At 72.7% G+C, this 22,741-nt stretch carries 21 protein-coding genes; 9 read left to right on the top strand and 12 right to left on the bottom strand.

Features of this window, described 5'->3' with window-relative positions:
* Positions 1-13 precede the first annotated feature (13 nt).
* Together AB0O82_RS09700 and AB0O82_RS09695 are read left to right on the top strand one after the other, a co-directional pair.
* On the top strand, positions 14-1,075 hold the full coding sequence (locus tag AB0O82_RS09700) for an LLM class F420-dependent oxidoreductase (RefSeq protein ID WP_363581882.1): 1,062 nt from the start codon (positions 14-16) through the stop codon (positions 1,073-1,075).
* A gap of 64 nt (positions 1,076-1,139) precedes the next feature.
* Positions 1,140-2,228 (top strand): LLM class flavin-dependent oxidoreductase, encoded by a 1,089-nt coding sequence (locus tag AB0O82_RS09695; RefSeq protein ID WP_363581880.1) that lies wholly within the window; start codon positions 1,140-1,142, stop codon positions 2,226-2,228.
* 82 nt (positions 2,229-2,310) lie between these two features.
* Here AB0O82_RS09695 and AB0O82_RS09690 read toward each other — a convergent pair whose 3' ends face one another.
* Complete coding sequence (locus tag AB0O82_RS09690; RefSeq protein WP_363581878.1) at positions 2,311-2,883, bottom strand: RICIN domain-containing protein; 573 nt, start codon at positions 2,881-2,883, stop codon at positions 2,311-2,313.
* Positions 2,884-3,086: 203 nt separating this feature from the next.
* Here AB0O82_RS09690 and AB0O82_RS09685 point away from each other — a divergent pair, with 203 nt between their 5' ends.
* Positions 3,087-3,443, top strand: a complete 357-nt coding sequence (locus AB0O82_RS09685; RefSeq protein WP_363581876.1) for a hypothetical protein — start codon at positions 3,087-3,089, stop codon at positions 3,441-3,443.
* 7 nt (positions 3,444-3,450) lie between these two features.
* Here AB0O82_RS09685 and AB0O82_RS09680 read toward each other — a convergent pair whose 3' ends face one another.
* The gene (locus AB0O82_RS09680) at positions 3,451-4,209 is read right to left on the bottom strand and encodes a helix-turn-helix domain-containing protein (protein ID WP_363581874.1); all 759 of its coding nucleotides are present in this window, start codon (positions 4,207-4,209) and stop codon (positions 3,451-3,453) included.
* A 281-nt stretch (positions 4,210-4,490) separates the two neighbouring features.
* On the opposite strand from AB0O82_RS09680, the gene AB0O82_RS09675 reads away from it, so the two are divergent.
* The gene (locus tag AB0O82_RS09675) at positions 4,491-5,294 is read left to right on the top strand and encodes an alpha/beta hydrolase (RefSeq protein WP_363581872.1); all 804 of its coding nucleotides are present in this window, start codon (positions 4,491-4,493) and stop codon (positions 5,292-5,294) included.
* 305 nt (positions 5,295-5,599) lie between these two features.
* A complete protein-coding gene (locus AB0O82_RS09670; protein WP_363581870.1) occupies positions 5,600-6,340 on the top strand; it encodes a class I SAM-dependent methyltransferase in 741 nt (246 codons plus the stop codon).
* A 51-nt stretch (positions 6,341-6,391) separates the two neighbouring features.
* On the opposite strand, the gene AB0O82_RS09665 is transcribed toward AB0O82_RS09670, so the two are convergent.
* Complete coding sequence (locus AB0O82_RS09665; RefSeq protein WP_363581868.1) at positions 6,392-7,495, bottom strand: hypothetical protein; 1,104 nt, start codon at positions 7,493-7,495, stop codon at positions 6,392-6,394.
* Positions 7,496-7,644: 149 nt separating this feature from the next.
* Positions 7,645-8,586 (bottom strand): helix-turn-helix transcriptional regulator, encoded by a 942-nt coding sequence (locus AB0O82_RS09660; RefSeq protein ID WP_363581866.1) that lies wholly within the window; start codon positions 8,584-8,586, stop codon positions 7,645-7,647.
* A 198-nt stretch (positions 8,587-8,784) separates the two neighbouring features.
* On the opposite strand from AB0O82_RS09660, the gene AB0O82_RS09655 reads away from it, so the two are divergent.
* The 3 genes from AB0O82_RS09655 (at position 8,785) to AB0O82_RS09645 (ending at position 13,009) form a co-directional block, all read left to right on the top strand.
* Complete coding sequence (locus AB0O82_RS09655) at positions 8,785-9,165, top strand: nuclear transport factor 2 family protein (protein ID WP_363581864.1); 381 nt, start codon at positions 8,785-8,787, stop codon at positions 9,163-9,165.
* Between the two features lie 188 nt (positions 9,166-9,353).
* A complete protein-coding gene (locus AB0O82_RS09650; RefSeq protein WP_363581862.1) occupies positions 9,354-11,225 on the top strand; it encodes an ABC transporter ATP-binding protein in 1,872 nt (623 codons plus the stop codon).
* A complete protein-coding gene (locus AB0O82_RS09645) occupies positions 11,222-13,009 on the top strand; it encodes an ABC transporter ATP-binding protein (protein ID WP_363581860.1) in 1,788 nt (595 codons plus the stop codon). The genes AB0O82_RS09650 and AB0O82_RS09645 overlap by 4 nt, the downstream gene beginning before the upstream one ends.
* Before the next feature lie 37 nt (positions 13,010-13,046).
* Here the strand turns inward: AB0O82_RS09645 and AB0O82_RS09640 are convergent, their stop codons facing one another.
* Positions 13,047-13,460 carry a cupin gene (locus tag AB0O82_RS09640; protein ID WP_363581858.1) on the bottom strand — a complete coding sequence of 138 codons (414 nt, stop codon included), beginning with the start codon at positions 13,458-13,460 and terminating at the stop codon, positions 13,047-13,049.
* 92 nt (positions 13,461-13,552) lie between these two features.
* Between AB0O82_RS09640 and AB0O82_RS09635 the strand changes: the two genes are divergently transcribed.
* Positions 13,553-14,215, top strand: coding sequence for a TetR/AcrR family transcriptional regulator (locus tag AB0O82_RS09635; protein ID WP_363581856.1), 663 nt, complete (start codon positions 13,553-13,555; stop codon positions 14,213-14,215).
* A 28-nt stretch (positions 14,216-14,243) separates the two neighbouring features.
* Here the strand turns inward: AB0O82_RS09635 and AB0O82_RS09630 are convergent, their stop codons facing one another.
* The 7 genes from AB0O82_RS09630 to amrS form a co-directional block, all read right to left on the bottom strand.
* Positions 14,244-15,431, bottom strand: a complete 1,188-nt coding sequence (locus AB0O82_RS09630; RefSeq protein ID WP_363581854.1) for an SPFH domain-containing protein — start codon at positions 15,429-15,431, stop codon at positions 14,244-14,246.
* Positions 15,432-15,468: 37 nt separating this feature from the next.
* Entirely contained in the window at positions 15,469-15,705 is a 237-nt protein-coding gene (locus AB0O82_RS09625; protein ID WP_350880803.1) for a hypothetical protein, read from the bottom strand.
* Between the two features lie 249 nt (positions 15,706-15,954).
* Positions 15,955-16,635, bottom strand: a complete 681-nt coding sequence (locus AB0O82_RS09620) for a hypothetical protein (RefSeq protein ID WP_208869047.1) — start codon at positions 16,633-16,635, stop codon at positions 15,955-15,957.
* A gap of 179 nt (positions 16,636-16,814) precedes the next feature.
* Complete coding sequence (locus AB0O82_RS09615; protein WP_363581852.1) at positions 16,815-17,447, bottom strand: LysE family transporter; 633 nt, start codon at positions 17,445-17,447, stop codon at positions 16,815-16,817.
* A 180-nt stretch (positions 17,448-17,627) separates the two neighbouring features.
* Positions 17,628-18,926, bottom strand: a complete 1,299-nt coding sequence (locus AB0O82_RS09610) for a coproporphyrinogen-III oxidase family protein (protein ID WP_363581850.1) — start codon at positions 18,924-18,926, stop codon at positions 17,628-17,630.
* 65 nt (positions 18,927-18,991) lie between these two features.
* Complete coding sequence (locus tag AB0O82_RS09605) at positions 18,992-20,497, bottom strand: radical SAM protein (protein ID WP_363581848.1); 1,506 nt, start codon at positions 20,495-20,497, stop codon at positions 18,992-18,994.
* A 35-nt stretch (positions 20,498-20,532) separates the two neighbouring features.
* Positions 20,533-21,969, bottom strand: a complete 1,437-nt coding sequence (amrS, locus tag AB0O82_RS09600; RefSeq protein ID WP_363581846.1) for an AmmeMemoRadiSam system radical SAM enzyme — start codon at positions 21,967-21,969, stop codon at positions 20,533-20,535.
* Positions 21,970-22,741 lie beyond the last annotated feature (772 nt).

Raw genomic sequence — 22,741 nt, 5'->3', positions numbered from 1 at the left:
GACGGCCATCCCGATGACCGACCCGCACCGACCGCACCACCACAGCGGGACCGTCCCGCCCGGCTCCGCGCACGGCCCCGTGCCCGCCGCACCGCCCAAGTGGGGCATCACCCTCCCGCTGCCCGGCCTGACCATCGACCGGCACCGGTTCCTGGTCGAGCGGCTGCCCGACCTCGGCTACACCGACGTGTGGAGCGCCGAGGGCGGCGGCACCGACGCCTTCACCCCGCTGGCCGCCACGGCGGCCTGGTCCCCCTCGCTGCGGATCGGCACCGGCATCGTCCCGGTGCACACCCGCGGCCCGGCCGTGCTCGCCCAGACCGCCGCGACGCTCGCCCAACTCGCGCCGGGCCGACTGCTGCTGGGCATCGGCGCCTCGGTGCCCGCCCACGTCACCGACATCAACGGCATCCCGTTCGACGAGCCGTTCAAGCGGACCAGGGACGTCCTGCGCTTCGTCACCCGGGCGCTGCGCGGCGAGTACGTCACCGGCGGGTTCGACACCTTCGACATCACCGGCTACCGGCTGCCGCACCCGCCGACCGAGCCGGTCAAGGTCATCCTGGGCGCGCTGCGGCCCAACATGCTCCGGCTCGGCTTCAACGAGGGCGACGGCGCCATCACCAACCTGCTGTTCCCGCACGACGTGCCGAAGATCCTGGACGCCGTCGGCCCGCAGCCGCCCGGGAAGGAACTGGTCGTCAAGGTCTTCGTCTGCCCCACCGAGGACACCGACTACGCCCACCGCGCCAGCCGGCCGTTCCTCGCCTGGATCCTCAACCGCGAGCCGTACCGCAAGTTCCACGAGTGGCTGGGCCACGGCGAACTCCTCGCCGAGACCCACCGCCTCTGGGCGGCCGGCGACCCGGAGGGCGCCCAGAAGGCGCTGCCCGACGAGGTCGTCGACGGGCTGTTCATCAGCGGCTCGCCGGAGGAGTGCCGGGAGCGCATCCTCGCCTACCACCGCCCCGGCGTCACCACCATCCAGCTGTACGTGTCGCTGCCGCCCGAGGTGTTCGTCAGCCGCGCCAAGCTGCTCGACACCCTGGCCCGGCTCGGGCCGGCCGCCCTCTGACCGTCGCGCCCCACCCGTCCCCATCCCCTGCCACCCTCACGACGCTCACGACCGGAGGAGAGCCGTGCCACTCGAAATCCGCGGCGGGGTCCGCGCCGCACCCGTTCCCGGCCACACCGCGCAGGAACGCCAGGCCCTGCGCTGGGCCCCCGACGGCCGCGACCGCACCGCCGACCCCGCGTACGTCGCCCGCACCGCGCGGGAGAACGAGGAGGACGGGCTGGACAGCGCCCTGGTGGTGCAGTCCAGTTCGTGGCCCGACCCGTGGCTGGTGGCCTCCTGGGCCCTGGCCGCCACCACACGGCTCCGCATCGCGGTCGCCCACCGGGTCGGCACCACCGCGCCGACCGTCGCCGCCCGCTCCCTCGCGACCCTGGACCGCCTCTCCGGCGGGCGGGCGGCGGCCCACGTCATCATCGGCTCCAGCGACCACGACACGGCCCGCGACGGCGACCTCCTGGACAAGCAGGAGCGCTACCGCAGGGCCGACGAGTACCTCGACCTGTTCACCCGCTACCTCGCCGCCGACCAGGACATCGACCACAAGGGCGAGTTCTACACCGTGTCCGCCGCCCGGCCCGGCCTGCACCCCAGACCCGGCGGCGAGCTGCTCTCCTTCGGCGGCTCGTCACCGCAGGGCCTCGACCTGGCGGCCCGCTACGCAGAGGTCTACGCCGTCAGCCCGCTGCCGCTGCCGGACACCCGTCGGCGGATAGCCCAGGTCCGCACCGCCGCCGCCGCGCACGGCCGGACCCTGCGGATCTGGCGGCACGTCACCGTCGTCCTCGCCGACACCGACGAGGCGGCCCGCGACCGCGTCCGCCGGCTGCGCCGCGACGCCCTCCGCCTCACCTCCGGCGGCGGGCCCTGGACGGAAGCGGTCCAGCTCGACCGCGACCGCGAGCGCGGCCGCTCCGACCCGTCCCGGGGAGACGAGCAGGTCGCCGCCTACATCCGCCGCTCGCTCACCGCCGCCTACGCCGGCTCCCCCGCCACCGTCGCCGCCCGCATCGGCCTGCTCCGCTCGGCCGGCGTGGACATCGTCCAGCTCGACCTCCCCGTCGAGACCGACCAGGACCGCGAGCTGCGGCGCAGCCTCGTCCGCCACCTCCGCACCGGCCTGGGCACCCCCGCCGACCGCCGCGTCTGGTGACCGGCGCCCCCCGTTCGGCCGGGGCCGAGGCGATCACCGCCTCGGCCCCGGCCACGCCGGTCCCCTGACAGGGCCCAGATGTCTAGATGTTGGGGTTGATCGGACGGTCGCTGTCGGAGTGGTGCCAGTCGAACTCCTGGGTCTGCCCCATGCTCGCGTTCCGCCCCAGCGTCCAGAGTCCGTAGGAGTTCCGCGGGCCCTGGTTGCCGACGTAGGTCAGGCAGGCACCGACGGCGTTGCACACGCCGCGGTCGGTGCCGAACGTCCAACGCTGCTTCGGGTCACCCCCGTTGCACCCCACCGCCGTGGCGCCCGGGCTGTCGGACGGGCCGCTCGGGACGTGGCCCGACAGACAGCGGCCGTCGTTGGTGCTGTGGATGAGGCCGTCCTCCGAGACGAACCAGAACTGGTTCCAGGAGCCGTCACACGGGCGCAGGACGACCGGCCGGCCGTCGCCGTTGGTCTGCCGGTACTCGTCCATGCAGTAGTAGGTGCCGTTGGGGCCGCCGCTGGCCGGGCGGGCGAGCGCGGCGAGGTAACCGTAGGCGTAGGGCTGCGGATTGGCGGGGTCGGCCTGCGCGGCGGCGACGGGCAACGAGACGCTCAGGCCGATCGCGAGTGCCAGGGCTGAGACGATCTTTCGGGCGGACTTCATGAGGTCCGACACCTCCCTCTCTGACGTCGTGTCACTGCGGAATGCGGCCATCCTGGCAGCGGAGTTGAGGGCCTGGGCAGCTTTCCGAACGATCCCGAACAAACGGGAGTGTATGGATTTCGCCATTTGATTCACCTCAGTTGACAGGAACCCCCGGCGCGAAGAGGCTGTTCACGCAGGCCCGGCGGGGGGAGGACAGAGCGTTGACCTGGTCACCTATGCGCACCACGGCGGCCCCGTGCTCCTGCCGGGCCGCCGAGGTCAACTCCGCTGCGACGCTAGCCCGTTCGCACTCCTTGGACGCGCTCGCCGAGTCCCTCACCCTGCTCAGGCAGGAGGCCGGCAGCCCCTCCTACTCGACCATCGTCCGGCGGATCAGCTCCGTCCGGGCAGCCCGCGGCGTCCCGGCCGGGGAACGCACACCCGGGCGGATCACCGTCTACGACTGCTTCCGCAGCGGACGCCAACGCCTGGACGTCGAACTGCTCTCCGACATCGTCCAGGCCCTCGGCGCGGACCCGGGCCCCTGGCGCCGCGCCTACCGCGCCGCCTCCCGGTGACCGCCGGCTATCCGTGGTCCGGACGCGGAGCGGCCGGTCCGGACGGGGTCGCCTCGGGCTTCGCGTGGAGGATCTCGCGGGCCTGCTCCGCCGCGCGGACGATGCTCTCGGAGACGAAGTCGACGAAACGGGCGATGTTCTCCAGGCGGGTGGCGGCCGGGGTCTGCGGGCCGAGGACGCCGACGCCCTGCCGCGCGACCTCGACGAGGTGGGCGGTGGCGCGGGCGCTGGCCATCATCGACTGGTACCAGACGTCGTCGTCGACGACGTAGCGCTCGCGGCGGCGCTCGTCGCGCTCCCGGCGGACGAGGCCCTGGCCGTCGAGGAACGCGATCGCCTTGGAGATCGACGGCGGGCTGACCTGGAGGTGCCGGGCGAGTTCGGACGCGGTGAGGCTGCCGCTGTCGGTGAGGGTGAGGCAGGCCAGCACCCGGGCCGTCATCTTGGGCATGCCGGAGGCCATCAGGACGGTGGTGTACGTCTCCTGGTACTCGCGCACGGCCTCGGCATCGCGCCCGTGGGCCTGCGGGGGCGCCTCCGGCCCCCGGGGCGCGGCCGGCCTGCGCCGCTGGGCGCGGCGGCGTTCGGTGGCCCGGTGGGCCAGGTCGGCACGGTAGGCGGTGGGGCCGCCGTTGCGCATCACCTCGCGCGTGACCGTCGAGGTGGGGCGGTCGAGACGCCTGGCGATCTCCGCGTAGGCGAGGCCGTCGGCCATCCCCAGCGCGATCTGCTGGCGTTCCTGCTGAGTGAGCCTGCCTCCCGGCACCGCGATTCTCCCTTCACGCTTCCCCGAATGCCCTCACCATAGCGTTCACTCCCATTCCAGTGCAACGAACACGGTGGCTGACGTTGCGTTAAATTCAAGGCCACTGCAACGATAATCGCGCCTTCACCTGCATATATACAGATTGCGAGCAACGAACTTGTTGCTACTGACCGTGAAGGCAACGTAGCGTTTCCATCATCAGAAACAACGAGCCGCAGCAGAGCGGCCCGCGGCAGCCCGCCACCCCAGCACCCGCACCCGCACCCGGAAGAAGGCACACCATGACCATCGAGCAGCCCGCCTGGACCGGCATGGTCTCCGTCGACGACACCGCCCTGGCCGTGACCGACACCGGCGGGCCCGGCCGTCCCGTGGTCTACCTCAACGGCTCCTACGCCGACCAGTCGCACTGGCGGCGCGTCATCGCCGACCTCGGCGACGACTACCGGCACATCACCTTCGACGAGCGCGCCCGTGGCAAGTCGAAGCGCTCGGCGGACTACTCGTTCGAAGCGTGCCTGCGCGACGTCGACGCCGTCCTCGCCGCGAGGGGCGTGGACCGGCCGATCCTGGTGGGCTGGTCCTACGGCGCGATGCTCGCGGTGCACTGGGCCGCCCGGCACCCGGACCGCGTCCTCGGGGCGGTGTCCGTGGACGGCGCGTTCCCGCACGAGTGGCTCGACGACGCCACCCGGGAGCAGGTCCGCAAGCTGTTCCGCCGGCTGAGCCCGCTGTTCCCGATCGCCCGCCGACTCGGCATGGCCGCGCGGATGAGCGCCGAGCAGCACGCCGAGATCAACCTCGAAATCAACGAGCTCTGCGCGCCCGCCGCCCTCGACCCGGTCTTCGACCGGGTGACCGCACCGGTCCGGTACGTGGTCGCCTCGGGCGGCAACCTGGGCGGCGAGGCGAAGCTGATGGAACAGATCCGCACCAACCTCGACCCGGTGCTCGCCCGCAACCCGAACATCCGGGTCAGCACGAAGGTCGCGAGCAACCACTCCAAGATCCTGCGCAAGGACTTCCACGCCATCGCCGACACGGTCCGCGACCTCGCCGCCACCCCCGCGAGCGTGACCGGCTGAGCCTCGCACCGACCCTGCGGGGTCACCGCCCCTGCGGGGTCACCGCGACGCGCTCGCACGGCGGGGCGGCCGTTCGGGCGAACTTCCCTCGGAACTACCGCATTCGGGTGACTCGCGGCCGGCCTCGCCCGCCGGGGTCGTTAGCGTGACTGACCGTCATCGGCCGTCCGGTCGGGCGGAGCTGCGCGCAGCTCGGGGGTCAGGGAGAGCCGGGGGTCGAAGGCCTCCGTGGGACTTCCCACGCGCCGCCCACCGTCCGGGGCCGATCCCGACACCGTGCTCCACCAGCTGGGAGGTTCTCCGCCATGCCCGTGTCGAGTCGGTACCTGAACGCCTGGGAGGGCTTCTGGCGCGACGCACCGGCGGAGGCCGGCGCGGTGATCTGGGACGCGGAGCCGGCGCTCACCGCGAGCGTGCACCTCGCGCTGTTCGACCCCTACCTCGCCGACCCGGCGCTGCCCGTCGTCGACGTCGGCTGCGGCAACGGCACCCAGACCCGCTTCCTCGCCGAGCGCTTCGGCCGCGTCCTCGGGGTCGACCTGTCCACCGCCGCCGTGGAGCTCGCCCGCACCCAGCATCCGGACGGGCGGGCCGAGTTCACCCAGCTCGATGCCACCGACGGGCCGGGCGTCCGGGAGCTGCACGCCCGGCTCGGCGATGCCAACGTGTATGTGCGCGGCCTGATCCACCAGTCCGAGCCGGCCGACCGCCAGCCGGTCGCCGACGCCATCGCCACCCTGGTCGGGGGTCGCGGCCGGGCGTTCGTCGTCGAGCTGTCCTCGTCGGCGAAGGCCGTCCTGGCCGGCCTCGCCCAGAGCCCGCAGGGCCCTCCCCCGAAGCTGCGCCCCGTCTTCGAGCACGGCCTCGCCCCCGCCGAGGTCGTCGACTCGGATTTCGGCGAGCTGTTCCGCACCGCCGGGCTCACCGTCCTCGCCTCCGGCGAACTGCCCTTGTTCCTCACCGAGTTCGCGCCCGACGGCAGCCGGATCGACCTTCCGTCCCACTGGCTGGTGGTGGGCGCGGACGGCGCCGCGCCCCAAAGGTGACCTGGTGGGGGCGGTCGGTGGAGTTCCACCGACCGCCCCCACCAGGCGGTGTCAGCCGGCGATCCGGGCGCTTTCGGCCGCCTTGTACAGCGGCTTCGTGATCGCGGAGGTGAACTGCGGGCCGACCAGGTGCCGGGTGCAGGAGGTGTCGCCGAAGTCGCAGACCCGGCCCGAGGAGTCGAAGGACGGGCCCTGGGTGTTGTCGCCCACCACGGTGCCGATCCCCGAGGACGGGTCGAAGTCGGCGATCCGGGGGCCGCCGCTGGAACCGCCGCCCATCACGCAGGGGGCGCCCCACTCACCCGGGGGCACCGGGTGGCCAGGGAAACCGGGGTGCTCGCGGGTCTGCCCCGCGCAGTAGGCGAGCCGGGCCCCGGTGTACTCGGGCAGGCCCTGGCGCGCCGGATCGCCCGACGCCGCACGCGGGTAGCCGAACTCGTGGACCTTCGCGCTGCCCGGCCGGTCGAAGCCGATGCGCTGCGCGGCGCCGACGGCGTCCTGGACCCGCTTGCCCTCGGCGTTGCCGTTCAGGACCAGGAACGCCTGGTCGTAGGCGGAGTACTTGCCGTCCTGCTGGTCGTTGAGGAGCCAGGTGGCGTGGACGACCCCGGTGCGGGCGACGAACGTGCCGTACGGGGCGGTGCCGTCGCGGTAGCCGGGGACGAACATCGAGTTCGTCAGCCACTCGTTGTTCTCACCGAGCAGGTCGGTGTTGTTGACGCAGTGCGCCGCCGTGACGACGGTGCTGCGGTTGGCGCTGCCAACGACGGTCGCGGTGCAGCTCCCGTCCTCGCCGTGGTCGGTGAAGAAGAGCCGGCCCACCGTCTTGCTCAGGGTGGCGGAGCCGGTCCACGGAGCGCCGTCGGGGCCGCTCTTGGGCGGGTTGCCGGAGGACGGCTGGGTCAGGGCGGCCATCCGCTCCGGGGTCCAGTAGTCCAGGACGGCCTGCTGCTGCGCGGGCGTGACCGCCTCCGGGTGGACGGCCACCTGGCTGGTGGCGGCCCCGTCCTGCGGCGCGGCCCCTGCGGGTGCCGCCAGCGCGAGGCCGGCGGCCACCACGAGGGCGGTCAGGAGGACTCGGCCGCGCGCTCGGCCGCGGGCCCGGTCGTGGTTCCGGTTGTGCTGACTGCTGGTCTGGCCATAGGTAGGTGGCATGCGTCGCACGGTAGGAGCGGGATGTCAGGTTCCTGTCGAGGAGGCGTTTCATCCGTCCATCGGTCACGTCAGGTTCCCGTGTGGAGCGCGTCTCATCCGTGTATCGGTCATGAGGATCGCAGGCCCCGTCACCGCTGGGCGGGGTGGAATCATCGCTGGGCCCGGCGGAAGTCGCCCGGGGTGCGGCCGGTCTCTCGGGCGAAGAACTTGCCGAAGTTGGTGGCCTCGGTGAAACCGAGCGCGCGACCGATCGCGGCCACGGGCAGGTCGGTATGGGCGAGCAGCCGCTGTGCCTGTAGGGCGACGCGGGCGTCGGCGAGTTGCTTGGCGCTGCGGCCGGTGGCGGCCAGGCAGGCGCGGGTCAGGGTGCGCGGGGAGTAGCCGAGCCGCGCGGCGTAGTCCTCGACGGAGCGGGTGGCGGCGAAGGAGCGTTCCAGTTCGCGGCGGAACGCGGGGTAGACCCCGGCACCGGGTGGGGAGAGGGCGGGGCGTCCGGCCGGGTCCGGGAGGCGCGCCATGCGGATGAGCAGCGCGCCGAGGAGCTGGCGCAGCAGCACTCCGGTCAGCTCGGCATCGACATCAGCATCGGCATCGGCATCGACGGGCGCTGTCGGGCCGGGGGCCTGCCCGTCCCGCAGCCTCCGGTACTCCGTGTCCAGCTCCGTCACGGCGCGGTCGAAGGCGTCGAGCTCGGCCGGCGGCAGGAGCCGTGCGACGGGGCCGAACCCGTCGAGCATCTGCTGCGTCGCGGGCAGCGGCGGCGGGAAGTCGGCGGTGAACAGCAGCAGGACGGCGTCAAGGTCCGCGGGGTGGCCGTTCGCGTCCGAGGGCAGGCGCTGCACCTGGCCGGGCCGCAGGTGCAGCAGTGTGCCGCGGGTGCACGGGTAGGTGACGAAATCGACCATGGCGGTGCCCTCGCCGCCGCGCACCAGGATGAGCTGGTGGAAGTCCAGGCGGCTCGGCCGGCGGGCGACCGCGCTCTTCAGGCGCGGTTTCAGCGCGTCGAAGGTCAGCACCTCAATGCCGGTCCGCAAGCGGTCGGGGTTGTCGTAGGCGATGTCGACGACGTCGCGCTGTCCACTTTCGACCATGTCGAGTCCCGACTCTACCTCGCCCGAGGGGTGGCTGCGGCGGCATCGTGGAGTCACGGGCGAACGGCGGGCACCGCAGCGAACACCGCAGCGGGCGCCGCACCGGGCGCCACGCCCGGCAGCACAGCGAGCACCGCACCGGGCGCCGCACCGAAGGGCCGTCACCACCACCCGTTCCCGACCTGAGGACCTCTCACCATGCTCCCTGTCATCACCGACCCCACGCAGCTGCCGACCGTGTTCCAGGACGCGCTGAACGCCGGAGACGTCGACGACGTGCTGGCCCTGTTCGCCGAAGGTGCCGCCATGCGCACGGTGGCCGGCGAGCTCCTCACCGGCGTCGAAGCACTGCGTGCGGAGATCGGCGGAACCGTCGCCGCCCGCGGCAGGCTGACGAACGTCCCGCGGCACAAGGTCATCGGCGCGGACACGGCCCTCCTGGTCACCGACTGGACCCTGGAGATCGACGGCCCCGACGGCGAGCGGATCGCCCCCACCGGCACCACCGCCAACATCGCCCGCCGCGACGCCGACGGCGGCTGGCGCTTCACCGTCCTCAACCCGCGCGGCATCGCCTGAGCCCTGCCGCCCCGCAACCTGGCGGCCCCCGGCGCCGGCTGAGCACTTCGGGGGGCGGCAGGCCCGCCGCCCCCCGACCTGTGGGTGCGTCAGTTCCGTGGTGGGGCGGTCTGCCAGACTCCGGGAATGAGACATCAGCGAATCCTGGACCAGTTCGCGGCCCGGGGCCCCGTCCGAGGGCAGGCGGGATGACCGGCGCCGGACCGGACCTGCCCGCGGGTGCGCGCCGGGTCCCCTACCGCGATCCCGGGGTGCCGGACCACCGGAGTCCGCTGCGCTTCCTCTGGTGGCTGGTGCGCAGGCAGCGCGGCCGCGTACTGCTCGGCGCGACCTGGGGCAGCCTGTGGATGTGCGCCCTGATGCTGCCGCCCTACCTGATGTCCAGGACGATCGACGAGGGCCTCCGGGCCCGCGACAGCGGCGCGCTGGTCTTCTGGGTGTCGGCCGTCCTCGCGGTCGGCGCGCTCATCGCCGTCCTCGGGATCCTGCGGCACCGCACCATGACCTTCATCCGGGTGGACGCCGCGTACCGCACCGTCCAGGTCATCGCCCGGCACGTCAACCGGCTGGGGACGACGCTGCCGCGCCAGGTGTCGGCCGGCGAGCTGACCCACCTCCAGGCCGGCGACATCGGCCGGATCGCGCAGACACTGACCATCACCGGGCCCGGCGTCGGCGCGGTCATCGCCTACCTCGCCACCGCCGTCCTGCTGGTCCGGATCTCCGTCCTGCTCGCGGCGGTGATCCTCCTCGGGGTGCCGCTGCTGGCCCTCACCGTCGGCCCGTTGCTGGGGAAGCTGCACGGCGCCGAGGGAAGCTACCGCGAGCAGCAGGGGGCGCTGACGGCCCTGGCCGGCGACCTGGTCGCCGGGCTGGGCGTGCTGAACGGCATCGGCGGCAAGCCGATGTTCGCCCGGCGCTACCGGGAGCGCTCGCAGGCCCTCGTGCCGCTCGGCTACCGGGTGGCCTCGTTCACCAGTTGGGTGCAGGCGCTCGGCGCCTGCCTGCCGGTGGTCTTCCTGGCCGTGGTGACCTGGCTCAGCGCCCGGATGGCGGCCGCCGGTTCGATCACGGTCGGTGAACTCGTCTCCGTCTACGGCTACGTGGCGGCCCTGCTGGTGCCCGTCTCCGCCTTCATCGAGGGCGCGGACGACCTGCCGCGCGGGCTGGTCTCCGCCCGCCGGGTCACCGACATCCTGGCGCTGCGGCCGGATTCGACGCGCAGCCGGACACTGACGGACCCGCCGGAAGCGCCGGCGGTGCTGAGCGACCCCGACTCCGGCCTGCTGCTGCGGCCCGGGCGGCTCACCGCGCTGGCCGCCGCCCGGCCCGAGGAGGCCCGGGCCGTCGTCGAACGGCTGGCCGGCTACACCGACTCGGACGCCACCTGGGGCGACACCAGGCTGTCCGACTGGGTGCCCGCCGAGCTGCGGCGCCACGTCCTGGTGTCGGACGACGACGCGTACCTGTTCGGCGGCACGCTCCGTTCCGCGGTGTCGATCCGCGGCGACCGCATCGAGGAGGAACTGCGGCGAGCCCTGCACGCCGCCGCGGCCGAGGACATCGTCGACGCCCTGCCGGGCGGCCTGGACGCGCCGCTCGACGACCGCGCCGGCAACGTCTCGGGCGGGCAGCGCCAACGGCTGCGGCTGGCCCGCGCGCTGCTGGCCGATCCCAAGGTGCTGCTGCTGGTCGAGCCCACCTCGGCGCTGGACGCGCTCACCGAGGCGGCTGTGGCGGCCCGGATCGGCGCCGTACGCGGCGGCCGGACCACCCTGGTCGTCAGCACCTCCCCCCTGGTACTCGGCCGCGCCGACGAGGTGGTCCACCTGGTGGACGGCAAGGTCCGGGCCACCGGCACCCACGGCGAGCTGCTGGCCCGCGACCCCGGCTACGCGGCGCTGGTGTTCCGCGGCAGCACCGACGCCCGCCCGGCGGGCGCCGCGACCGACGACCGCCCACGGACCATCCCGGCAGGCGCCGACCGCCCCGCGGGCGCCGCGACCGACGACCACCCGCGGAGCGTCGCCGCGGGCACCGAGGAAGGACTGGCCCGATGAGCGACCCCGACGGCCCCGACGGCCCCGACGACCGCCACGCCCCCCACCGCCTCCCGGTCGCCGACACCGCGACGGTGCGCCGGGCCAGTTGGCGCCTGCTGGCGGACGACGGCCGGGCGATGGGCGCGATCGTCGCCCTCACCTGCCTCGCCGCCCTCGCGGGCGTCGCCGGGCCGTGGCTGCTGGGCCGCATCGTCACCCGGGTCGAGAACGGCGAGCTGACGGTCGGCCAGGTGGACGGCTTCGCCGCGGCGGTCCTGGGGTTCGCCCTCGCCCAGCTGGTGCTCACCCGCTACGCCCGCCACCTCTCCCACCGGTTCGGCGAACGCGCCCTGGCCCGGCTCCGCGAGGAGGTCGTCGAGCGGACGCTCGCGCTGCCCGGGCGGTACGCGGAACGGGTCGGCGCCGGCGACCTGGTGACCCGCTCCTCGCTGGACGTGGGCACCGTGGCCGCCACCCTGCGCAACGCGGCCCCGGACGTCTTCATCGCCGTCGTCCAGGTGCTGGTCATCCTCACCGCGACGTTCCTGCTCGACCCGCTGATCGGGCTCTGCGCCCTGGTGGGCCTGCCGATCGTCTGGGCGGTGAGCCGCTGGTACCTGTCCCGGGCCCGGGAGGCCTACCTCGCCGAGGGGGCCGCGGCGGGCGGGGTCACCGAGGTCCTCGACTCCACCGCCCACGGCGCCCGGACCATCGAGGCGTACGGGGTCGGGGCGCGCCAGGACGGCGTGGTCGACCGGGCCGTCGACACCGCCTACCGGGCCCGGGTGCGCACCCTGTTCCTGCGGACCGTGCTGTTCCCGGTCACCGAGTTCGCGCACGCGCTGCCGACGGCCCTCATCCTGCTGGTGGGCGGCCTCGGCTACCTCCACGGCTCGGTGACGCTGGGCGCGGTGGTGGCGGGCGGCCTCTACATGTGGCAGCTCGTCGACCCGCTGGACCGGGCGCTCAACTGGGTCGAGCAACTGCAGAGCAGCGGTGCGTCGTTCGCCCGCATCAAGGGCGTCGGCCTGGTGTCGCAGGAGCCGCCGGCCACCGGCCCGCGCCCCGCCGACGACCGGATCGAGGCCATCGGCGTGCGGTACTCCTACACCGGCTCGCACGACGTGCTGACGGACGTCGACCTGGTGGTCCGGCCGGGCGAGCGGCTGGCCGTGGTCGGCCCGTCCGGCGCCGGCAAGTCGACCCTCGGCAAGCTGCTCGCCGGCGTCGACGCCCCGGACGCGGGGCGGATCCTGGTCGGCGGCGTGCCGGTCGCGGACCTCGCCGCGGCGGGCGAGCTGGGCAACCGCGTCGTCCTCATCACCCAGCAGCACCACGTCTTCATGGGAACGCTCCGGGAGAACATGACGCTGGCCGCCCCGGACGCCGAGGACGCGGCGGTCCTGGCCGCGCTCGCCCTGGTGGAGGCGGACTGGGTGCGCGACCTCCCGGACGGGCTGGACTCGCTCCTGGGCACCGGCGGGACCGAACTCGGCGCCGCGCAGGCCCAGCAGCTCACCCTGGCCCGGGTCCAGCTGGCCGATCCGCACACCCTGATCCTGGACGAGGCGACCTCCCTGCTCGACCCGACCACGGCCCGGCAGGCGGAGCGGGCGATGGCGGCCGTGCGCTCCGACCGCACGGTCATCTCCATCGCCCACCGGCTCCAGACCGCGCACGACGCGGACCGGGTCGCCGTCATGGAGGCGGGCCGCATCGTCGAGCTGGGCACCCACGACGAGCTGGTCGCCGCCGGCGGGCGGTACGCGGCGCTCTGGCGGTCGTGGAGCGGGGAGTCCTGACCGGCCCGGCGGCGGTGCCACCGGGCCGCGCCCGCGGTCAGGGGGTATCGGTGCGCTTTTCGAGCCGGGTGCCGTGGCGCAGGGTGAGCGACATCAGGTCGCTGGGGCCGTCGAGTTCGAGGCGGTGCCAGCGGCCCCGGGGGACGACCACGGCGCTGCCGGCGGGCAGCGGCACCATCTCGTCGGCACCTCCCCCCGCGCCGCGCCCGTCCCCGTCCGCGGGGCGGAGGTGGAGCCGCGCGCCGCCGGTGAGGCAGCACACCGCCTCGTCGGCCTCCGGGTGCATCTCCCAGTGGTCGGCGTGGACGTCGGCGTCGGTCTCCACGTGGAAGGCGCCGAGGTGCCAGGTGCCCGGCGCGCCGCCGGCCATCTGCCGCCCGGCGGCTCGGACTTCGCCGTCGGGGTGGAAGTGCAGGGCCGAGGCGAACAGGTCGACGACGGTGGGCGTCATGGCGGTGTTCCTTCCGGTCAGCAATTTCTATACGCGTAAGAAAACTAACCCCGCACGACCGCCGCTGTCGACCCCTGGGGAATGATGGACCCATGCCGACCGCACCGCGCAGGACCTCGGGCCGACCGCCCCGCATCTCCCGTGAGCAGGTCGTCGAGGCGGCCCGCCGGATCGTGGCCGAGGAGGGCGTGGACCGGCTGACCATGCGCCGCCTCGCCTCCGAGGTCGGCAGTACGCCGATGGCGCTCTACCACCACGTGCGCGACAAGGAGGAACTGCTCGTCCTGCTGCTGGACGACTACGCGGCGCGGACACTGCGCCGGCCCGAGCTGCCCGCCGACCCGCGCGACCGCGTCGTCGGGTCCGCCGCCGCGATCCACGAGGCGCTGGCCGGCTGCCCCTGGATCGTCGAGGTGCTGACCGCCGACGACCTGATGTCCGCGTCCGCGCTGTGGTTCGTCGAGCAGATCGTCGACGGCCTCACCGCGTGCGGCCTCACACCGGAACGCGCCGTACAGGGGTACCGCACGATCTGGTACTACACCGCCGGCGAGCTGGTGGTCCGGGCGGCGGCGGCCCGGCGGCGCGCGGACGACGAGCGCGCCACCTACCGGGAGCAGGTGTTCGGCGGCCTCGACCCGGACGAACTCCCCCGCCTCGCACAGGTCGCGGACCGCTGGGCCGCGCTGACCACCGACGACACCTACCTGGACGGCCTGCGGGCCCTGGTGGACGGCCTCGTCGCCGCCCGTTGACGCCCCGGCCCGCAGGCCCCGGCGCGCCTCAGGTCCGTTCCGGGAAGCGGGGCTTGGACTTGCCGTCGCCGAACGGGCCGGTCGAGTGCTGGAGCGAGTGCAGGATGGCGAGGCCCTGGCTGACGATGCCCGCCGCCATCTGGTTGACCCCGTCGCTGCCGTTGAGGACGGTGAGCTCCGCTCCCGACATGCCACGGGCCGCCGCGTCGGCGAGGGCCGGCAGGTTCTCCACGATCCGGTTGGCCGCGATGAGCTCCTGGTTGCCGCCGCGCAGGGAGTCGGCCCGGGCGGTGTTGGCGTCCGCCTGCGCCTGGGCGAGCGCCCGCTCGCTGTAGGCGCTGCCGTCCGCCTCGAACTTCACCCGGTCGCGCGCTGCCTCGGCCAGCGTCCGCTGCCGGTAGGCCTCGGCGTCCGCCGGGCGCCGCACCTCGGCCTCCAGTTGCTGGGCGGCCAGCGCGGCCCGGCGCTGGGCGAGCGAGGTCTGCTCCTCGATGACGTCCTGGGAGGCCCGGGCCTCGGCGAGCGGCCCGGCCTGGGCGGCCCGGGCCCTGGACTGCTCGGTCTCGGCGAGGAACCCGGCCCGTTTGATCGCGGTGTTCCGCTCGTACTCGGCCTTCAGCGCGGCCGCCTGCTGCTCCCGCTCGGTGGCCTCCTGGTCCGCCTTGGCCTGGGCGATCCGGGCCTGGCTGGCGACCGCCGCCGCATGCGGCGCGGCCAGGTTGTCGATGTACCCGGTCGAGTCCTCGATCTCCTGGATCTGCAGCGCGTCGACCACGATGCCGAGCTTCTCCATCTCGCCGTGGCTGCCCGCCATCACCTCCTGGGCGACCCGGCTGCGCTCCCGGATGATCTGCTCGACGGTCAGCCCGCCGATGATCGAGCGCAGGTGGCCGGCGAAGATCCGGCCGACGAGCTCCTCCATCTGGTCCTGTTCCGAGAGGAAGCGGCGGGCCGCGTTGGCGATCGACACGGCGTCGTCGCCGACCTTGAACACGCAGACCGCGCGCACGGTGAGCCGGATCCCCTGCTGGGTCACGCAGTCCTCGGCGATCTCCGCCTCCCGCAGGGCCAGGGAGAGCATGCGGACCTTCTGCTTGACCGGCAGGACGAGGCTGCCGTGCCCGGTGACGATGCGAAACTGGGTGTCCTGCGCCTGGTGCTTGGACCCGGAGATGAGCATCGCCTCGTTGGGTGCGGGAACGTGCCAGAAGAACATGACCGACCACCTGACCAGCTGGGATCCGAAACCGCGGTTAGGGCGGCAGCAGCTCGACGATCACCGAGCGGGCCGAGATCGCGTCCACCACGACCACCCGGACGTCCCGGCCGACCGGCTCCGAGCACCAGGCCGCGAACACCTCCGAACCACCCCGGAGGGCGACCAGGACCTCGCCCGGGCCGCCCGCCGGAATGGGCACCGTCACCTTGCCGACGGCTCCGACCGGGCTCTGCCGGGAGTCGTCGACCGCGGGCATGCTCTCTCGCGCCACCGGCGCCTCCGGTCCCCGCGTCGCACCACGTCGCACCACGTCCGCCGCACCTGCACCGTGGACGGTCACCGGCCACCACCGCCTCCGAAAGGCCCGGGCCGCCGGGCTCGCCACGGGTCGAGGACACCTGCGGCAACCGCCGACGGCGGCGGTGCCTCGACCCCTTCCACGGTACTCCGGCAGCCGGTCCGCCACCGGCCGACGCCGGAGCGGGCCGGACCGCCGCCGGAGCGGACGGACCGGCGCCGGTCAGGGCACGGCCAGGGCGACCGCGAAGCCGTGGTCCGGAATGTCGAGGAAGCGCCGGTTGAACCGGACGAAGGGCTCGATGAGCAGGTCCACGAAGACCAGGAAGGCCACCGTGCCGATGCCCACCGGGCCTCCCAGCAGCCAGCCGCAGAGCAGCAGCACCCCTTCGATCAGCCCCTTCGCGCACCAGAACGGCCAGGTCCAGCGGTGCCGGATGGTGATCGCCAGCAAGTCGATGGCCCGGATGCCGAAGCCGCTCATGATGATCAGCGCCGAGGCGTAGGCGCACAGCAGCGCGCCGAGCAGCATCAGCGGGTAGCTGCTCAGCCCCAACCAGGCGGCAGGCCGCAGCCATTGGAAGAGGTCGATCAGGCTGCCGCATAGGAAGAAGGTCACGAAGGGCGAGACCACCGGGCGCTTGCGGTTCCACGCCGCCCACGCGCCGATGCACACCACCGCGACGGCCGCCTGGCACAGGCCGATGGTGAGCGGCAGGTGCTTGAGCACGCCCAGCGAGAAGACGTCGAGCGGGTCGGTGCCCAGATCGGACTGGATGAAGAAGTGGGCGCCCGTCGAGAAGACCACGCAGCCGGCCAGGTACACCAGCGCCCTGGGAAGTAACTCCCCCAGCCGCCAAGGTTTTCCGTTCGGATCGACGCCAGGGGGACGGTGGGACGCCATCGGTTCCTCCAGGGGGACGGGCGTCCGGCCCGCTGCCGTCCCCGAGGCGCGGAGGCGGGCGGCGGCGCGGACACCGGGCTGTTCGGAAGCCGGGGCCGCCGCCGAACTCCCGCCACACAGCTGGGAGTTCGGCGAAGGGCCTCGGTCAGCCGCCGCCCGACGCCGTCACCGCGGCCGGTTCAGGCGAGCGACTGGTAGGCCAGGAAGCCGCCGAAGAGGATGACCCCGATCCCGGCGACCAGGTCGACGCCCTTCAGCAGCCGGGCGCTGAAGCGCCGGCGGAACACCACCACGCCCGTGCTCAGCAGGGTGAACCACAGGAGCGTGCCGCAGCCGACGCCGACCAGCATGGACACCGAGGCGGGCAGCGTCCCGGTGACGTTCGCCGCCGTGGCCGCGGCGAAGGCGGCGGCCCAGTAGCCGATCGTCGCCGGGTTGGAGGCGGTGGCCGCCAGCGCCGTGCGGAACGCCGCCAGCGGGCGGACCACTTCGGGGTTCCGCTCGTCCTCGGTGGCCGCCTGGACCCGGAAGGCGGAGCGCAGCGAGCGCGCGCCGATGTACACCAGCACGGCGGCCCCGGCCAGCCCCAGGGCCGTGCGCAGCGCGGGGACGTCCAGCAGCCTGCCGACCCCGGCGAGGCCCAGGCCGGCGTAGGCGATGTCCACCAGGGCCGCGCCCAGGCCGATCGCCCAGCCGGTCGGGAAGCCGTCGCGCAGGACGCTGCGCACGCACAGCAGGCCGATGGGGCCGAGGGGCAGGGCGACCAGGAAGCCGAGGCTGAGCCCGGCGAACCATGCGGGGAGGATGTTCACCGCGGTCCCCCGCAGGTCACCGCGATCATTCCGGTCCGGTGGAAGTCCGGGCGGAAGTCCCCACGGGAGTCCCCACGAAAGCCCCGGTGGAAGTCCCGGCTCAAGGCCCGGCGGAAGGCCTGGTGCGAGCACGTGCGCGACAATTCGCTCTGCCCCTCGTCACAACACCCGCCGATCAGGTCACTCGACGAGCTCCGATATGCCGAACCGTACCTCATCCCCTTCGGCGGGACTGAGATCTTCCGGCGCGTAGAACAGCTCGTACACATTGGTCGACAACAACTGACCGAGCCTGGTCAGCGCATACACGTCCGTGCCCCGTTCCTCCAGCCATCCCTTGTCGACGAGCTGCTCGATCTCCGCCCCGAAGACGGCCTCCATGGTGACGCCGAACCGGTCGTGGAAGTCCGGCCGGTTGACCTCGCACATCTTGAGGCCGCGGATCATGACGCGGCGCATTTCCTGTTCCTTGGTGAGGTACGTGGCGAAATCCAGCGGGATTTGACCACTTCCAACCATCTCGTAGTACTTCTTGAGCGGCTTGACGTTGACGAACAGCCGGTCGTGGATCACGCTCTTCGACGAGACGCCGAATCCGATCATCGGCCAGGTCCGCCAGTAGTACTCCAGGAAGCGCGAGTAGTCGGCGCAGCGGTCGGGGTGGTAGTACCCGGTCGAGCTGCGTCGGGCGAAGCCCGCCGCCTCCAGCGCGTCGATGGCGTACTCGTACATCCGGCGCTCGTCCTGCGCCGAGGGGAGCGCCATCTTCCCGGACGTGATGAGCGAGTGGAACGCCGTCTTGGGCCAGATCTCCAGGCCGTAGGCCGTGATGCAGGCCGGTTCGAGTTCGATGGCCCGGTCGACGCTGCGCTTCCAGTCGTCCACGGACTGGCCGGGCAGCGGGAAGATCAGGTCGATGTTGGTGTGCGTGAAGCCGCCGTCGACGACGGTGCGGAAGGCGCGCTCGGCGGTGGCGAGCTCGTGCGAGCGGTTGCAGATCTCCAGCAGCCGGTCGTCGAAGGCCTGGACCCCGACGCTGAGCCGGGTGAATCCGGCCTCCCGCATGCGCGCGATCTTGGCCTCGTCGACCGTCGAGGGGTCGAATTCCAGGCCGATCTCCGCGCCCTCGTTGAATTCGAACGATTCCCGGCAGGCGTCCAGCAGCCGGGCCGTCTGGTCGCCGGTGAGGATGCCCGGCGTACCGCCGCCGAAATACACCGCGTCGACCCGGAACGCGGGGAAGGCCCGATTGGCGGCGAAGGCGCGGATCTCGCGTTCGAGCACGTCGACGTACTGGGCGAAGTGCTGCTCGTTCCGGTTGATGTAGACGGTGTAGTCGCAGAATCCGCACTTGGTGATGCAGAACGGGACGTGCAGGTAGAGCACCGCGTTCTCGGGGCGGAAGTACTCGTCGTACTCGTGGTGCCGGTATTTGAACGGGTACGTGTGGATGTTCCGTCGGATGATCTTCTCGGCCATCTGCTGTCGCTCCTTCGTCGGGGCCGGCCTGGCGTGGTGGTGGACGGGTCCGGGGGCGGAGGCCGTCAGCAGAGGACCTGGAACGGACGGACGTCGGCGGACGCGTCGAGGTCCGGCCGGTCGTTGGGGACCACCGGGCGCCCGCACGAGACGAAGAGGTCGTCGTAGCGCGCCCGCGACCGCTCGCGGTAGTCGGCGGCGGAGCGGGCCAGCATCTTGACGACCTCCTCCGCGAGCATCAACTGGTACTGGCAGGACTCGGTGTTGAGGACGTTCACGTCGCCCGAGGCCACGTGGTTCTCCTGCCGGCAGCCCCCGCCGCACAGGTAGCGGGCCCAGCAGGACCCGCACACCCGGTGCTCGTCGACGGTGCGCCGCCACTCGGGGTGGTCCCGGGTGAGGCCCTCGGCCCCGGTGCCCACGTCGAAGCCCTGGTCGCCGACCAGGCGGTGGCAGGGGCTGACGCTGCCGTCCGGGGAGTGCGTGTAGTACGTCCGGCCGCCCGAGCAGAACGCCAGCGCCGCCGCGCCCTCGGTGACCATCTGCACGGCCCGCTCGTACTCCAGCACGCCCTTGAATCGGTTGTCGGGGGCGAACAGCTGCGGGTAGTGGACCAGGAAGTCCTTGAACTGCTCCACGATGCCGGGCTGGAGGAAGTGGTTGATGTACTGGATGCCCTTCGGTTCGGACAGCTTCCGGTCCCCCAGCGTGAGGGCGATCGGCACCGTCGTGCCCTGCTCCACCGGGTAGACGCCCGGATAGATCTGGAAGTAGTCGAAGAGGTCGAGCCCCCACAGGTCGAGCACGCTCTCGGTGAGGCTGGGCTGCGCCGTCGCGATGGTCATCCGGGCCACCAGGGTGACGTCGTCGCCGCACGCCTCGCGCAGCCGGAACAGGTTGCGGATGATCCGGTCGTAGGAGCCCTTCCCGTTCTTGGACGGGCGGTTGGCGTCCTGGACCTCGCGGCCGCCGTCGATCGAGACCGAGACGATGAACCGGTGGTCGCGGAACAGTTCCTCGACGCCCTGGGGCATCAGGGTGAGGTTGGTCGAGATCCGGTGGACGAACTCGGTGCCCGAGCGCCCGGCGAGGTCGCGGGCGCGTTCGCAGATCTTGCGGATCACCGTGAAGTTCGCCAGCGGCTCCCCGCCGAAGAACTCGAAGCGGACCCGCTGCCCGGGCGCGGCGTAACGGTGGATGAAGTCGAAGATCCAGGCGATCGAGTGCTCGCCCATCGCCTCGGTGATCCGGCCGTAGTCCCCGCCCTCGGCGAAGCAGTACGTGCAGGCGAGGTTGCACACGTTCGTCAGGTTGACGTTGACCGCGAAGTCGGCGCCGTCGGACAGCGCGCTCTCCCGGAGCCGGATGCGGTTGGCCTCCCGGCCGGTGGCGGCGCCGGCCTGCAACCGCTCCCACGCCCGCCGCTCGTCCAGCCGCAGGTGGTCGACGCCGGAGGCCAGCCGCTCGGCGGTGTCCGCCGGGGCGAGCAGCAGCCGGTGGCTCCCGGTGATGAGGACGGCCGACAGGTCGTCGCTGAACGGCAGGACGCGGTAGTCGGTCCCGTGCCGCATCGGACCCGCCTGCTCCGTCGCGCTCGCGGGCCCGGTCATGACCTGGCGCGGGGCTGGAAGAGCGGCAGCGGCGAGACGTCCTCGTTCAGCGTTCCGGCGGAGGCCTCCACGGTCGGGAAGTGCGCGCGGTCGAAGACCTGGTGGAGGCTGGAGGTGCACTGCGGAGGTACGGCCACCTGGACGCCGACCTCGCCCGCCGTGCTCTTGGCCGCGATGTACCGGAAGCTCTCCTGCGGGGCCAGGTCGATGACCTGCCAGCCCTGCTCCGCGGCCGGGTCGCCGTAGCGGCGGTGGTAGGCCCGAACCGGCGCGGCGGAGGTGTTGCGCACCTGGACGTGCAGGGCGCGGACGTCGCCGTGCCAGTCGAAGCGGGCCAGGTCCAGGCCCTCGGCGGCGGGGAGTTCCGGCACCCGGGCGCGCGGGCGGGCGTCGGGCAGCAGGACGATCGGCGAGCGGGCGCCGCAGCCGATGCAGGCGCCGGCCGCGTCCAGGCCGACCAGGTCGGCGTTCAGGCCGTAGCGGGTGATCTGGAGCTGCCCGCACCGGTGGCACCAGGTGTTGGTCGACTCCGTGTCGTACACGTTCCCCAGGTAGACGTGGTTGAGCCCCATGTCCATGGCGACCTTGCGGGCCCGTTCCAGCCGGTCGACGGGGGTGCGGATGGTGTTGGTCATCTTGTAGTCCGGGTGGAAGCGCACGAAGTGCGTGGGCACGTCGGGGCTGAGCCGCTCGCCGACGAACCTCGCCATGTCCCGGGCGGTCGCCTCGTCGTCGCTGAGGTCGGTGACCATCAGCGTGGAGACCTCGACGTGCTTCCCGGCCCGGAACACCTGCTCGGTGCCCTCCAGGACCGGTTCCAGCCAGCCCTTGGTGATCTTCCGGTAGTACTTCGGGTCCAGGGACTTGATCGACACCGAGAAGATGTCGATCACCGGGATCAGTTCCTCGATCGCCTCGCCGCTGATGAAGAACGCGGACTTGTAGAGGTTGACGATTCCCGCCGCCTTGGCGAGGGCGGCCGTCTCCACCACGAACTCGTGCCACACCACCGGGTCGTTGTAGGTCCAGGAGATCACCTTCACGCCGTGCCGGACGGCGATGTCCACGACCTCCTCGGGCGTGTAGTGGTAGACGTCCTTGTCCTCCACGTGGCGCGCCTGCGACGTCTTCCAGTTGTGGCAGTAGTCGCAGTTGAGCATGCAGCCGACGTTCCCCATCGAGAGGATCCGGGCGCCGGGCGCGTAGTGGAACACCGCCTCGGTCTCGATGGTCTCCTCGGTTGCGTGGACCGAGCGCCCGTAGTTCAGGGTCACCAGGCGGCCGTCCCGGTTGGCCCGGACCATGCAGAATCCGTGCTGGCCGGGGCGGATCCGGCAGTTCCGGGGGCTGAGATGACATCGGACCACGCCGTCGTCCAGGCGTTCCTCCAGCCTGGCGGGGCGCGGTTCCTTGTCCCAGGTGTTCTGCGACATGGCTGTTCCTTCCGTGCGGTGGTACGGACACGGTGGTACGGAGGCGGTGGTGGTACGGCGGCGACGGGTCGGGGCCGGACGGGCAGGGGCGGGCGGCCCGGTGCGGTCGTCCGCGCCGGGCGGGGCCCTCCGGATCAGGCCGTCGCCGGAGGAGGTGCGGTCACGTGCGCGGGGCACGCCGGGACGGGGCGCGCCGGGGCGGCGCGGTCGGGAAACCCGAATTCCCGCACTGTGGTGTGGAATTCGACATCGGCCCGCCCGTACATCCGCCCGTGGTCCGGAACGCCGCTGTCCCGGTGTCTCGCTTTCACCGGGCGGGCCGGTTCCGCGCGGGTTTCCGCGGTCACGAACGTCAAGCGGATCTCACTTTCCCTCATGACGAAGCCACTGCTGAGAAAAACGCCTCGTGAAGAGGCCGAAGCGGAGCGGGAGTTCGGTGAGAAATTCGCCAACTGCGATGAGCTTCGGCGTATGGGCTCCCGCCTGTCAAGAAGTCCGCGTGCCGCCCGATCCGGCCAACACCGGGAAGCGGACAGCGCCCTCCGGTCACGGCGGGGAGCAGGTTAGGCAAGCCTCACAAACGGTGATCTCGCGCCTGCCCAGCGGGTTCCCGGGCCGGGGAACGGCGGGGGCCGATCCGGCGGGGCGGCGCGGCCGGGATCGCCCGGTGCGGGAGGAGGGCCGAAAATCGCCGCCGATCGGTGGAATACCTGCCGCCACAGGGCCGATCGGCCGTCCCACCCGCCGCTCGCCGAGCACCGGTAAAGGCGGT

The sequence above is a fragment of the Kitasatospora sp. NPDC088264 genome, from assembly GCF_040685715.1.
Taxonomy (GTDB): domain Bacteria; phylum Actinomycetota; class Actinomycetes; order Streptomycetales; family Streptomycetaceae; genus Kitasatospora.
This window is presented reverse-complemented; position numbering and strand designations above follow the sequence as displayed.